A 12620-nucleotide genomic window follows, 5' to 3' on the forward strand; every position below is an offset into this window, starting at 1 on the left:
GGGGGGGGGGGGGGGGGGGGGGGGGGGGGGGGGGGGGGGGGGGGGGGGGGGGGGGGGGGGGGGGGGGGGGGGGGGGGGGGGGGGGGGGGGGGGGGGGGGGGGGGGGGGGGGGGGGGGGGGGGGGCGGGGGGGGCGGGGGGGGGGGGGGGGGGGGGGGGGGGGGGGGGGGGGGGGGGGGGGGGGGGGAGGGGGGGGGGGGGGGGGGGGGGGGGGGGGGGGGGGGGGGGCAGCAGGTCGACCGGATCGGCGAGCACCGCGCGGGCCCGGCGCAGGGCGTCGCGCACGGCGGTGGCCTTGCGCATCCACGCGTTGTCGTCGATGCCGGAGCCGCGCCCGACGACGGCCACCGGCTCGCTGCCGGTCAGCGCCGCCACCAGCACCGACGCCGGCGTGCTGTTGCCGATCCCGAGGTCGCCGGGGATCAGCAGGTCGGCCCCGCCGTCGACCTCGGCGTCGGCGATGGCGATCCCGGCGCGGACCGCCTTTTTCGCCTCGTCGGCGGTTAGCGCGTCTTCGACGTCGATGGAGCCCGAGCCGCGGCGGACCTTGAACTCGCCGATCGAGCGGGTCGCCGGGGCTTCGGTGTCGACGGCCAGGTCGACCACGCGCACGCTCGCGCCCGCGGCGGCGGCCAGGACGTTGATCGCGGCGCCGCCGGTCAGCATGGTGCCCAGCAGCTGCGCGGTGACCTCGGCGGGATAGGCGGAAACGCCCTTCGCGGCGATGCCGTGATCCCCGGCGAAGACGACGACCCGCGGCCGCGTGAACGGCCGCGGCGGCGACTGTCCCTGGCAGGCGGCGATCCAGACGCCCAGCTCTTCGAGCCTGCCGAGCGACCCGGCGGGCTTGACGAGCTTGTCGTGCAGCGCGATCGCGGCGGACCGGGCGTGGTCGTCGGGCGGGGTGATCTCGGGGAACTCGATGTTTTCCGGCTCCACACCAGGCCCTTCCTGTTGCACGGCAACGCTGCGGCCAACCTACCGGGCAGCGGCGGCAGGCGGTCGTGCGGCCGGGCGCGGCGGCGGTCCGGCGGGGCGGCGCGGCTTCCGCGAGGTGGCACGGGATTCGGACCCGGGTGCCCGGCTCGGCTCGGGTGGCGCGGCGGCCCCGTGGTGGCAGGCCCTGCCTCCGGGTGCCCAGCGGCTTCCGCGAGGATCCGGCCCACGCATCCGGCGGGGCTCACCGGTGCCCAGTAGTCTCGCGGCTCGTGGAGACGACGGCGGCCGCGGTGGTGCTGGCCAGTGGCGCGGGCACCCGCGTCGGCGCGAAGCTGAACAAGGTCTACCTGCCGCTCGCCGGGCGGCGCGTGGCCGCCTGGTCGCTGGACGCCTTCCGGCGCGTCCCGGGGATCGGCGTGCTCGTGCTCGTCATCCGGCCGCAGGACCGGGAACTCGCCGAAGAGGTGGCCGGCGACGGCGTCGAGATCGTGCACGGCGGCGACACCCGCCAGGCGTCCGAGCTGAACGCGCTGCGGCACCTCGCTCCGAGAATTGCGGGCGGCCGGGTCGACGCCGTGCTGCTGCACGACGCGGCCCGGCCGCTGGTCCACCCCGAACTGGTCGGCGCGGTATTGGCCCGGTCACGCGAGGACGGGGGGGCTGTGCCGGGCCTGGCCGCGGACGACGTCGTCGAGGTGGATGCCGGGCACCTGGTCGCCCAGGTGCCCGGCGCGATCCGCGTCCAGACGCCTCAGGGCTTCCGGGCCGGACCGCTGCTCGAGGCCTACGAGAAGGCCGAGCGCGAAGGCTTCGTGGGTACGGACACTTCCTCGTGCATGGAGCGGTTCTCCTCCCTGCCGATCCGCTGGGTCCCGGGGGCTCCCGAGAACCTCAAGATCACCTATCCCCACGACCTCGTCGTCGCGGAGCGGCTGCTCGCCCGCTAGGCGCACGCGGGCGGGCCACCACCGTTGTCCCCCTCGTGCGTCCCGGTCGGCCGGATGGTGACGTCGTGGCGCAGTTCCGGCGGGATCCGGCAGTCCGGCTGTGGCCGGAGTGCCTGTAGCGGTGCGCCCGGGGTGCCGGGCTCCGCCAGGGTGAGCACCGCCCGCAGCGTCCACACCGGGGTGGCGTGGTACTGCCAGGTGACGACCCGCGGGCTGAACACGTCCGTGCCCGGGAAGGTCGGCACCCGGTAGGCGCTGGCCCGGTGCTCGTCGCGGAGGATGATGACGTCCGCGCAGGTGGGCCAGCGGTGCACGGCCGCGTAGATCTCCGGCGCCTCACGGCCGCCGAACAGGTGCAGCACCCATTTGCGGCGCCGGAGTTCCTCGAGGAGTTCCTCGAGGCCCTGGCCGCTCGAACCGGAGTGTGCTGTGGGCGGGGACACACTTTCGAGAGTAACTTGCGCACTAGAGCACAGTCCAGTGCGTGTACTAGTACACCTGGGTGGTTCTGAACAGGCCTTTGTGTGTCACCCGTCGGCGTGCTAGAACACTTGTGCGTGTTGTCCCTGTGAGGAGCCGCCTTGCCCACCCTCGACCGCCCTGAGCCGCCGTACCTGCAGATCGCGGGCCGGATCCGTGACGACATCCTGTCCGGCCGGCTGCAGGAGGGCGACGCAGTGCCGTCCGCCCGCGAGATAGCGCGTACCTGGACCGTCGCCATGGCGACGGCCACCAAGGTGCTGGCCACGCTCCGCTCGCAAGGGCTCGTGCGGCCCGTGCGCGGCGTCGGCACGGTCGTCGACCGCGGCGGCCTGCACCGCACGGCCCGCGACCGCACCGCCGCTTCGGTGCGGACGGGCCGGATCTACCCGCCCGGCCACTACGCGGTGATCCGCTCGGCCGGCCTCGAGCCGGCGTCCGAACGCGCCGCGGCCGCACTCGGCCTGGAGGAGGGTGCCCCGGTGATCCGCCGCCGGCGTACCACCTACGGGCCCGACTCGCGGCCGCTGTCGACGTCGACGTCGTGGTTCGACGGCGCGCTGTCGGCCAAGGCGCCGGCGCTGCTGGTGGCGGAGCGGATCGTCGAAGGCACCGCGGCCCACGCGGCCACCCGGCTCGGCACGAAGATCGCGACGACGCAGGAACGGCACGCGGCGGGCCGGGCCGGCGAGGAGGAGGCGGCCGAGCTGGGGCTGCCCGCCGGGTCGCCGGTGCTGCTGGGCCGGAGCACCTTCCTGGCGGCCGACGGGACGGTCGTCGAGTACGGTGAGTCCGCCGCCTTGCCCGACCACTGGGTTTTCTACGAGTACACGACTGAGGACGGCGAATGAAGCACATCCACGCGGGCAAGGTCCGTGACCTGTACGAACTCGACGGCGGGGACATCCTGCTGGTCGCGTCCGACCGCGTCTCGGTCTACGACGTCTCGCTGCCGACGCCGATCCCGGACAAGGGCAAGCTGCTCAACCAGCTGTCGGCCTGGTGGTTCGACCGGATGACCGACGTCGTCCCGAACCACGTCGTCTCGACCACCGACGTGCCGGCGGAGTTCGCCGGGCGGGCGATGCGCTGCAAGCCGCTGAAGATGGTCAAGGTCGAGTGCATCGCGCGCGGCTACCTGGCCGGCCTGGGCCTGCGCGAGTATCAGCGCGACGGCAAGATTTCCGGCGTCGCGCTGCCGCCGGGCCTGGTCGAGGGCGACAAGCTGCCGGAGCCGATCTTCACGCCGACGACCAAGGAGTCCGACACCGGGCACGACGAGTTCATGACCTTCGACGAGGTCCTGAACGACATCGGCGAGGACACCGCGAAGCGGCTTCGTGAGCTGACCCTGGAGATCTACACGAAGGGCGCCGAACACGCGGCCGCCCAGGGCATCATCATCGCGGACACGAAGCTGGAGTTCGGCTTCGACGCCGACGGCGTGCTGACCCTGGGGGACGAGGTCCTGACGTCGGATTCGTCGCGCTTCTGGCCCGCCGACGAGTGGGAGCCGGGCCGGACGCAGCACGCGTTCGACAAGCAGTTCGTGCGCGACTGGTCCCTGACGACCGGCTGGGACAAGACCGAGCCCGGGCCGAAGATCCCCGAGGACGTCGTCGAGCAGACGCGGCAGCGCTACACCGAGGTCTACGAGCGGATCACGGGGAAGACCTGGGTCCGTGGGTGAGTACGACCCGTACCGCCTGATCGACGACGTCGAAAGCCTGCTCGTCTCGCACGGGCTCGAGCCGTCGCGCGTGCCCGGCCGCGGCGGGGATCGGCTGGCCGGGGCCGGCCGCCTCCTGCGCGGGTTCGGCCTGGAGCCCCGGATGGCCCCCGAGGACGCGTTCGACCTCGGGGTGCCGTTCCAGGGCCGGATCAACCAGGACTAGGGGCTCTTGGTCAGGCTCGCGTCGCGCTCGACGACGTCGCCGAGGACGTCGTCGATGGCGGTCAGCAGGTCGGCGTCGAGCTTCTTCCCGGCGGCCTTGACGTTCTCGTGCACCTGCTCCGGCCGCGAAGCGCCGATGATCGCGGAGGCGACGTTCGGGTTCTGCAGCACCCACGCGACGGCCAGCTGCGCGAGGCTGAGGCCGGCCTGCCCGGCGAGCGGTTCGAGCTGGGCGACGCGCTTGAGGACGTCTTCGTCGAGGAAGCGGGCGACCATGTCGGCGCCGCCCTTTTCGTCGGTGGCACGCGAGCCTTCGGGGTAGGCCTGGCCGGGCTTGTACTTGCCGGTGAGCACGCCCTGCGCGATCGGCGACCAGACGATCTGGCTCAGGCCTTCGCGCTCGGAGGCCGGGATGACCTGCTCCTCGATGACGCGCCAGAGCATGTTGTACTGCGGCTGGTTCGAGACGAGCGGGATGTGCAGCTCACGGGCGAGCGCGGCCCCGCGGGAGATCTCCTCGGCGGTCCACTCGGAGACGCCGACGTAGAGCACCTTGCCTTGGCGCACGAGGTCGGCGAAGGCGGTCATGGTCTCTTCGAGCGGGGTGTGCCGGTCGAACCGGTGCGCCTGGTAGAGGTCGACGTAGTCGGTGCCGAGCCGCTTCAGGCTGGCGTGCGCCGACTCCATGATGTGCTTGCGCGACAGGCCCTTGTCGTTGGGGCCCTTGGGGCCGGTGGGCCAGAAGACCTTGGTGAAGATCTCGAGGCTTTCCCGCCGCTGCCCCTGCAGCCCGCGCCCGAGGACCGCCTCGGCGGCGGTGTTGGCGTAGGCGTCGGCGGTGTCGAAGGTGGTGATGCCGACGTCGAGGGCGGCCTGGATGCAGGCGCGGGCCTGGTCCTCCTCGACCTGGGAACCGTGGGTGAGCCAGTTCCCGTACGAGATCTCACTGACGTTGAGGCCACTGCGGCCGAGACGACGAAACTCCATGGCCGCGAGCTTAGGCGGTAATCGTTTACTTTGCTAACGACCTGGCGTGACTCCGGTCTCGCGGCCGGCGGCGGGTTCGGCCGGTCGGCCAGGTCCGGCACCGCCGTGGTCCCGGACAGCAAGAAGCCGGGTCGAGCATCGCTCGACCCGGCTTCTCGGAAGCAGCTCAGTTCGGGATCGGATCCCCCGGCTTCAGCCGCGGCTTCGGCATCCGCAGCCGCCGGATCTGGGACGCCCGGACGAAGGCGTACCAGCCGATCGACCGGCCGTTCACCGTTTCCTTCGGGAACTTCTCGCGCACCAGCTTCGCGATCTTGCGGCCGTTCACGAAGCCCTCGATCGCCATCACCAGCAGCATCGCCGTGCACAGCAGCGTGATGTACGACTGGACCTGGGGCAACGGCACCAGCAGCGCCAGGAACACCACGATCGCCAGCGGCATGAACAGGCCGAGCAGGTTGCGCCGGCTGTCGACCAGGTCGCGGACGTACCGCTTGACCGGGCCCTTGTCGCGTGGCAGCAGGGCGCTGTCGTCGCCGCGCATCATCGCGTCGCGGCGGGCCTTGGCCGCCGCGCGGCGGTCTTCCTTGGTCTGGGGGTTCGCCTTGCGCAACTCCTTGTTGCGCTTCATCGCCTCACGCATCGTCGTGGGCGGCGGCGCCACCGGGCCCCGTCGCTTCGCCTCGGCTTCGCGGCGCTTCGGCGTGGCCTTGCCCTTACCGGGCGTGTACGCCTTGCCTGCGACGTCGACGGCTTCGGCCGTCTCCGGCTCGTCGGCGGCGGTGTCTGTGGTGCTTCGGCGCAGGAACCTCACCTCACCAGGGTATTGCAGGCGTCACGCCGCCGGTAACCAGGGCGATCCATGTGCGACCATGGTGGGGGAACAGATCGGACGTCCCCGGTGTTGAGCACGTCAGCACGAGGAGTATCCGCAGCGAGTTCGACTTTGATGAGGGAGTGCCATGACGACCGCTGAGCACGCCGGCGCGACGCAGGCCGAGACCGCCGAGGAGACCCACGGCGTCACGTTGACCGACGCCGCGGCTTCCAAGGCGAAGGCCCTGCTCGAGCAGGAGGGCCGCGACGACATGCACCTGCGCATCGCCGTCCAGCCCGGTGGCTGCGCCGGCCTGCGTTACCAGCTGTTCTTCGACGAGCGCACGCTCGACGGCGACCTGTTCCGCGACTTCGACGGCCTCAAGGTCGCCGTGGACCGGATGAGCGCGCCGTACGTGTCGGAAGCCGTCATCGACTTCGTGGATTCGATCGAGAAGCAGGGCTTCACGATCGACAACCCGAACGCCACCGGCTCCTGCGCCTGCGGCGACTCGTTCCACTGAGCCACAGCACGCGAAAGGCCCCGTCTCCCGGAAGGGAGGCGGGGCCTTTCCCGTCTCTGCGGGCTACACGTAGGCGTCGAGCTCCGCGACCTGGGCGTGGCACGCCTCGTCGACCTCCCACGGACTGGCCGTGACGAGGGCGGGCGGCCGGTTCTCGGCCTGCAGGGTCGCCGGGATGAGCGCACAGTCGGCGATCAGCTCGGACAGGGTCTCGGGTTCGGTGACGGCGTTCACGATTCGTAACGCTATTGATCCGCTGTCGACTGGAGAAGGAGTACCAGCCGGTAGTGTCGGGTGGGCACGCGCGAACTACCCGGATGGGTCATGACCCGGGGGTAACTTCGCGCCTTTTGCCGTGAGGTCGAACACGAAGGAGCAGCCGGTGGCAGACAGGGCCAGGATCGCGGTGTCCGGCAGTATCGCGACCGACCACCTCATGCATTTCCCGGGCAGGTTCGCCGAGCAGCTGGTCGCCGAGCAGCTGCACCGCGTCTCGCTGAGCTTCCTCGCCGACGACCTGGTGGTCCGGCGCGGCGGCATCGGCGCGAACATCGCCTTCGGTCTCGGGGTGCTCGGCGTCCAGCCGGTCCTCGTGGGCGCCGTCGGCGCCGACTTCGCCGACTACCGCTCCTGGCTGGAGCGGCACGGCGTGGACACCTCCGGCGTGCACGTGTCCGAGGTCGCGCACACCGCGCGGTTCGTCTGCACCACGGACGAGGACCTGTGCCAGATCGCGACGTTCTACGCCGGCGCGATGGCCGAGTCCCGCAACATCGAGCTGCTGCCGATCGCCGAGCGCGTCGGCGCGCTGAGCCTGGTGCTGATCAGCCCGGACGACCCCGAGGGCATGATCCGCCACGCCGAGGAGTGCCGGCAGCGCGGGTACGCCTTCGCCGTCGACCCGTCGCAGCAGCTGGCCCGGATGACCGGCGAGCAGGCGCGCGCGTTCGTCGCCGGCGCGAAGTACCTGTTCAGCAACGACTACGAGTGGGAGCTGCTGCTCCAGAAGACCGGCTGGACCGAGGCCGACGTCCTCGACCAGGTCGGCGTGCGGATCACGACACTGGGGGAGAAGGGCGTCGAGATCGTCGGCAAGGACGGTGTCGCCCTGCAGATCGGCGCGGTGCCGGAGCGCGCGAAGGCCGACCCGACCGGCGTCGGCGACGGCTTCCGCGCGGGCTTCCTGGCCGGCCTCGACGGCGGGCTGAACGTGGAGCGCGCCGCCCAGCTCGGCTCGCTGATCGCGGTGCTGGTCCTGGAGACGGTCGGCACCCAGGAGTGGACGTTCGACCGCGCGGAAGCCCTGTCCCGCATCGGCGAGGCGTTCGGCCCGGACGCGGCGGATGAGATCTCGGCGGTCCTGCCCGCGGCCTGAGCCCGGCCCGGAAAAGGCCCCGCACCGGATCGGTGCGGGGCCTTCGTCACGCGGGCGTCAGAGCTTCACCGGGTACACCGGCTCCGGGATCTCCGGCTTGATCCGGTGCTCGACGAAGATCCCGTGCCACAGCATGAACACGATCAAGGCCCACAGCTGGCGGCTGCGGTCGAGCTGGCCCGCCTTGTGCTCCTCGAGCAGCGCCAGGATCGCCTTCTTGTCCAGCAGCTCTTCGGTCTTCGAGTCCGAGATGATCCCCTTCGCCCAGTCGTACATCTCGTTGCGCAGCCACAGCCGGATCGGGACCGGGAAGCCGAGCTTGCGGCGGTTCAGCACGTGCGCCGGGATGATCTTGGCCAGGGCCTGGCGCAGCGCGTACTTCGTCGTGCCGTGGGCGAGCTTCTGGTCCAGCGGGATGGACGCCGCGACCTTGAACACCTCGGCGTCCAGGAACGGCACCCGCAGCTCCAGCGAGTTCGCCATCGTCACCTTGTCGGCCTTGACCAGGATGTCGCCGCGCAGCCACGTGTACAGGTCGACGTGCTGCATGCGGGCCACCGGGTCCCAGCCGCGCGAGACGTCGTACCAGGGGGCCGTGACGTCCTTGAAGCCCACGCCTTCCTGGTAGGTCTTCAGCACGTTCCGCAGCTGGTCGTCGCGGAAGTTGCGGGCGTTGCCGTAGTAGCGGTCCTCCAGCGGCAGCGCGCCGCGGCGGAGCAGGTCCTTGCCGCGGGTGCCCTCGGGGATCTTCGTCGAGACCTTGCCGATGAGCTTCCGCATGCCGCCCGGGATCTTCTCGAACGGCGCCAGCGAGATCGGCTCGTTGTAGATCGTGTAGCCGCCGAACAGCTCGTCCGCGCCTTCACCGGACAGCACCGCCTTGACGTGCTTGCGGGCCTCGCGGGCGATGAACCACAGCGGGACCAGCGCCGGGTCGGCCACCGGGTCGTCGAGGTACCAGACGATGAGCGGCAGCGCCTCCATCATCTCGTCCGCCGACACCGTGCGGACCACGTGCTTGACGCCGATCGCGGCGGCCGACTCGGCCGCGACGTCGACCTCGGAGTACCCCTCGCGCTCGAACCCGGTGGTGAACGCGATCAGGTTCGGGTTGTGCTCCTTGGCCAGCGTGGCGGTGGCCGTGGAGTCGATGCCGCCGGAGAGGAACGCGCCGACGGTGACGTCCGGGTCGGAGATCATGTGCTTGCCGACCGAGTCGCGCATCACATCGGCGATCCGCTGGTGCAGCTCTTCGGCCTCGGCCTGCGTGTTCACCGGCTTCGCGCTGAACTGCGGGTGGAAGTAGCGGGTGAACTCCACCGCACCGCCCGGGACCACCTCGAACGACGTGCCGGACTCGACGCGGCGGATCGCGGTGTGCAGCGACTCGGGCTCGGGCACGTACTGGAGCACCAGGTAGTGCTGCAGGGCCGTGCGGTCCAGCTCCTGCGCGACGCCGAGGACGTCCGACAGCTCCAGGAGGCTCTTCTTCTCGCTGGAGAACGCCACGCCCTCCGGGCCGGCCGAGTAGAACAGCGGCTTGATCCCGAACGGGTCGCGCGCGCCGAAGACCCGCTTCTCCTGCGAGTCCCAGATCATGAAGGCGAACATGCCGCGCAGGCGCTTCACCCAGTCCGCGCCGAGGTAGTGGAAGCCGGCGACGATGGCCTCGCCGTCACCCTCGGTCTCGAACTTCGCGCCGTGCTTCTCGGCCAGCTCCGCCCGCAGCTCCAGGTAGTTGTAGATCTCCCCGTTGAAGTTCATGGTGTAGCGGCCCGGCGCCTCGGGCGGGCCCCAGACCAGCGGCTGGTGCGCGTGCTCGACGTCGATGAAGGCGAGCCGGTTGAAGCCGTAGACGACCTCGGCGTCGGCCCAGGTGTCCTGCTCGTCGGGGCCGCGGTGGCGCTGGCAGCGCATGGCCGCGCCGACGGCGTCACGCGCGTTCGCCGCGCCGGTCTCGGTCGCGCAGATCAGTCCAAGCAGGCCGCACACGGGTACTCACACACCTTCAGGGTCTTCACCGGGCTGGGGAAGGCCCCAGTATGCCGGGACCCAGGTGGCGAGTAACACGCACGTCGATGGTTACCCCTTGGTCAGCAGGATGGGCCAACTCGGCTAGAGTCCGGCTGTCACAAAGATCGGTCGTAGGAGGCTCTGGGTGAAAGGGCGAGGCGCAGTGGGACAACCCGAGCGCACCCTGGGGAAGCGGACCGTGCGGATCGCCGCGCTGGCCGTGCTGGTCGCGCTGACCGCGACGGGCTGCTCCGGCGACGAGATCCTGCGGTTCGGCTGGCCGGTCGGCGTTACGCAGCAGGCCACCGACATGCGGAACCTGTGGACCTGGACCGTGGTCGCGGCGCTGGTCGTCGGCGTCATCGTGTGGGCCCTGATCTTCTGGACCGCGACGTTCCACCGCAAGAAGAAGACGGCCGACGGCGAGCCGGAGGAGCTGCCCCGGCAGTTCCAGTACAACATCCCGCTCGAGCTGTTCACGGTCGTCGTCCCGACGATCATGGTCTGCGTCCTGTTCTTCTTCACCGCGACGACGGAGTCGAAGGTCCTGGACAAGATCCCGAACCCGGACGTCAAGGTCCAGGTCGTGGCCTTCCAGTGGAACTGGGAGTTCAAGTACGAGGACGAGAGCGCCAAGCGGCCGGACGGCCAGCAGGTCAGCACCGTCGGCTCGTCCGGCGAGATCCCGCTGCTCGTGCTCCCGGTCGGCAAGACCATCCAGTACGACCTGGTCTCCACCGACGTCATCCACTCCTTCTGGGTGCCGGAGTTCCACTTCAAGCGGGACGTCATGCCGAACCCGGAGAAGAACAACCAGGACAGCTCCTTCCAGAACAAGATCGACCGCGAAGGCTCCTTCGTCGGCCGGTGCGCGGAGCTGTGCGGCACCTACCACTCGGTGATGAACTTCGAGGTCCGTGCGCTGTCGGCCGACAAGTACGACCAGTACATCGCGCTGCGCAAGCAGACGAACCCGGCGACGGGCCAGTCGTTCACGGCGGCCGAGGCGCTGGCGAAGATGAACTGCGGCGAGCTGTGCACCCCGCACGCGGTCACCACCCAGCCGTTCAACACCGACCGCACGGCACGCACCGCCTCGAACTGACGCCCAGCGGACAACAGGAGTAGGAAAAGACCATGAAGGTCGAAGCCCGCATCTTCTTCATCGTGGCGATCTTCGCCGTGTTCATGGCGGCCGTGTACTGGGTGTGGACAGCGCTGGCCGCGACCCACGGCCCGGAGCCGGTGGGCATCGTCGCGCTGTTCCTCACCGGCGGTCTCGCGTTCCTGGCCGGCAGCTACATGCAGTTCGTCGCCCGCCGCATCGAACCGCGCCCGGAGGACCGCGAGGACGCCGAAATCAGCGACGGCGCGGGCGAGCTGGGCTTCTTCAGCCCGGGCAGCTACTGGCCGATCGGCATGGCGGCCACCGCGGCGCTCGCGGCCGTGGCGCTGGCGTTCTTCCACATCTGGCTGCTGGTGATCGCGCTGGTCGCGCTGCTCATCACGATCGGCGGCCTGGTGTTCGAGTACCACACGGGCCCGTCGCACGACTGAGCTTCACTGCGGAACCGGCCGTCACGCACACGCGTGGCGGCCGGTTCCGTTTTTCAGCCGCGGAACGCCGTCCGGTAGGACGACGGGCTCGTGCCGCGCAGGCGGCTGAACTGGTGCCGCAGCGCCGCCGCCGAGGCGTACCCGCACGCCGCCGCGATGTCCTCCACCGACAGGCCGCCCTCTTCCAGCAGCGCCTGGGCGCGGTCCAGGCGGCGCTCGGTCAGCCAGCGGTGCGGCGTCGTGCCCGTCGCGGCCGAGAAGCGGCGCAGGAACGTCCGCTCGCCCAGGCCACTGCGGCGGGCCAGCTCGGCCACCGTGAACGGCTGGTCCAGCCGCCGCTCCACCCACTCCAGGGCCTCCGCGACCACGGCGTCGTCCCCCGCGGCCGTCGCCGGCACCGGCGCCTGGACGAACTGGGCCTGGCCACCCGCGCGGTGCGGGGCCGCCACCATCCGCCGGGCCAGCGTCGTGGCCGCCGCGACGCCGCGCAGCCGGCGGACGAGGTGCAGGCACAGGTCGACCGCCGCGACCGTGCCCGCGCTGGTCAGGATGCCGCCGTCGTCGGCGTACAGGGCCTGCGGGTCCACTTCGGCCGCCGGAAACCGCCGGCGGAACTCCGCCTCGTAGACCCAGTGGACCGTGCAGCGGCGGCCGTCGAGCAGGCCCGCGTAGCCCAGCGAGAACACGCCCGCGCAGAACCCCGCCACCCACGCGCCCCGCCCGGCGGCGTCGCGCAGGACGTCCAGCACCGGCTCGGGCGGCGGCGCGGTCCGGGGCGCGCACGTCGGCACGATCAGCAGGTCCGCCGACGCCGCGAAGTCCAGGTCCCGCAGGCCGGACAGCCCGAAGCCGGACCAGCTCGCGACCCCGGTCCCGCCCGGCGAGCAGACGGCGAAGTCCCAGCCCTCGATGCCGTCGGCGCTGCGATCGGTGCCGAACACCTCGCACGCGACGCCCAGCTCGAACGGCGAAACGCGGTCGGCGAGCACCACGGCGACCCGGTTGACGTCCATGGCGGCCAGTGTGTCACAAGTTTTGCGGCCGTTGTCATCTCTGACACTGGTCGGCGGCCGCGGACCGGACGAACCT

14 protein-coding genes and 1 pseudogene are annotated in these 12620 nt (G+C 71.2%); 8 read left to right on the top strand and 7 right to left on the bottom strand.

The window, feature by feature from the left end:
* Positions 1-227: 227 nt before the first annotated feature.
* Positions 228-938, bottom strand: a pseudogene (locus CCN39_RS23565) (nicotinate-nucleotide--dimethylbenzimidazole phosphoribosyltransferase); the annotation flags it as partial.
* Positions 939-1207: 269 nt separating this feature from the next.
* Here CCN39_RS23565 and CCN39_RS23570 point away from each other — a divergent pair.
* Positions 1208-1885 carry an IspD/TarI family cytidylyltransferase gene (locus tag CCN39_RS23570; RefSeq protein WP_086845375.1) on the top strand — a complete coding sequence of 226 codons (678 nt, stop codon included), beginning with the start codon at positions 1208-1210 and terminating at the stop codon, positions 1883-1885.
* Here CCN39_RS23570 and CCN39_RS23575 read toward each other — a convergent pair.
* Positions 1882-2328, bottom strand: a complete 447-nt coding sequence (locus CCN39_RS23575; RefSeq protein WP_086845377.1) for a hypothetical protein — start codon at positions 2326-2328, stop codon at positions 1882-1884. The genes CCN39_RS23570 and CCN39_RS23575 overlap by 4 nt on opposite strands.
* Before the next feature lie 138 nt (positions 2329-2466).
* On the opposite strand from CCN39_RS23575, the gene CCN39_RS23580 reads away from it, so the two are divergent.
* The 3 genes from CCN39_RS23580 to CCN39_RS23590 are packed head-to-tail and all read left to right on the top strand — an operon-like array spanning position 2467 to position 4260.
* Positions 2467-3216 carry a GntR family transcriptional regulator gene (locus tag CCN39_RS23580; protein WP_086845379.1) on the top strand — a complete coding sequence of 250 codons (750 nt, stop codon included), beginning with the start codon at positions 2467-2469 and terminating at the stop codon, positions 3214-3216.
* A complete protein-coding gene (locus CCN39_RS23585) occupies positions 3213-4055 on the top strand; it encodes a phosphoribosylaminoimidazolesuccinocarboxamide synthase (protein ID WP_086845381.1) in 843 nt (280 codons plus the stop codon). Before CCN39_RS23580 ends, CCN39_RS23585 begins: the two co-directional genes overlap by 4 nt.
* Positions 4048-4260, top strand: coding sequence for a hypothetical protein (locus tag CCN39_RS23590; RefSeq protein WP_086845383.1), 213 nt, complete (start codon positions 4048-4050; stop codon positions 4258-4260). The genes CCN39_RS23585 and CCN39_RS23590 overlap by 8 nt, the downstream gene beginning before the upstream one ends.
* Here the strand turns inward: CCN39_RS23590 and CCN39_RS23595 are convergent.
* Both CCN39_RS23595 and CCN39_RS23600 read right to left on the bottom strand, forming a co-directional pair.
* Complete coding sequence (locus tag CCN39_RS23595) at positions 4257-5246, bottom strand: aldo/keto reductase family protein (RefSeq protein WP_086845385.1); 990 nt, start codon at positions 5244-5246, stop codon at positions 4257-4259. The genes CCN39_RS23590 and CCN39_RS23595 overlap by 4 nt on opposite strands.
* Positions 5247-5412: 166 nt before the next feature.
* Positions 5413-6060, bottom strand: coding sequence for a DUF3043 domain-containing protein (locus tag CCN39_RS23600; protein WP_086845387.1), 648 nt, complete (start codon positions 6058-6060; stop codon positions 5413-5415).
* Positions 6061-6208: 148 nt separating this feature from the next.
* On the opposite strand from CCN39_RS23600, the gene CCN39_RS23605 reads away from it, so the two are divergent.
* Complete coding sequence (locus CCN39_RS23605) at positions 6209-6586, top strand: HesB/IscA family protein (RefSeq protein ID WP_086845389.1); 378 nt, start codon at positions 6209-6211, stop codon at positions 6584-6586.
* Between the two features lie 63 nt (positions 6587-6649).
* On the opposite strand, the gene CCN39_RS50770 is transcribed toward CCN39_RS23605, so the two are convergent.
* The gene (locus CCN39_RS50770) at positions 6650-6820 is read right to left on the bottom strand and encodes a hypothetical protein (protein ID WP_167455163.1); all 171 of its coding nucleotides are present in this window, start codon (positions 6818-6820) and stop codon (positions 6650-6652) included.
* Positions 6821-6968: 148 nt separating this feature from the next.
* On the opposite strand from CCN39_RS50770, the gene CCN39_RS23610 reads away from it, so the two are divergent.
* Positions 6969-7961 carry a carbohydrate kinase family protein gene (locus tag CCN39_RS23610; protein ID WP_086845391.1) on the top strand — a complete coding sequence of 331 codons (993 nt, stop codon included), beginning with the start codon at positions 6969-6971 and terminating at the stop codon, positions 7959-7961.
* A gap of 57 nt (positions 7962-8018) precedes the next feature.
* On the opposite strand, the gene asnB is transcribed toward CCN39_RS23610, so the two are convergent.
* Positions 8019-9953, bottom strand: coding sequence for an asparagine synthase (glutamine-hydrolyzing) (gene asnB, locus CCN39_RS23615; protein ID WP_086845394.1), 1935 nt, complete (start codon positions 9951-9953; stop codon positions 8019-8021).
* A gap of 184 nt (positions 9954-10137) precedes the next feature.
* Between asnB and ctaC the strand changes: the two genes are divergently transcribed.
* The gene (ctaC, locus tag CCN39_RS23620) at positions 10138-11079 is read left to right on the top strand and encodes an aa3-type cytochrome oxidase subunit II (RefSeq protein WP_167455164.1); all 942 of its coding nucleotides are present in this window, start codon (positions 10138-10140) and stop codon (positions 11077-11079) included.
* A gap of 32 nt (positions 11080-11111) precedes the next feature.
* Positions 11112-11531, top strand: coding sequence for a cytochrome c oxidase subunit 4 (locus tag CCN39_RS23625; protein WP_086845398.1), 420 nt, complete (start codon positions 11112-11114; stop codon positions 11529-11531).
* A gap of 53 nt (positions 11532-11584) precedes the next feature.
* Here CCN39_RS23625 and CCN39_RS23630 read toward each other — a convergent pair whose 3' ends face one another.
* On the bottom strand, positions 11585-12544 hold the full coding sequence (locus tag CCN39_RS23630) for a GlxA family transcriptional regulator (protein ID WP_086845400.1): 960 nt from the start codon (positions 12542-12544) through the stop codon (positions 11585-11587).
* Between the last annotated feature and the right edge of the window lie 76 nt (positions 12545-12620).

This window comes from Amycolatopsis kentuckyensis, from assembly GCF_002155975.1.
Lineage (GTDB): Bacteria > Actinomycetota > Actinomycetes > Mycobacteriales > Pseudonocardiaceae > Amycolatopsis > Amycolatopsis kentuckyensis.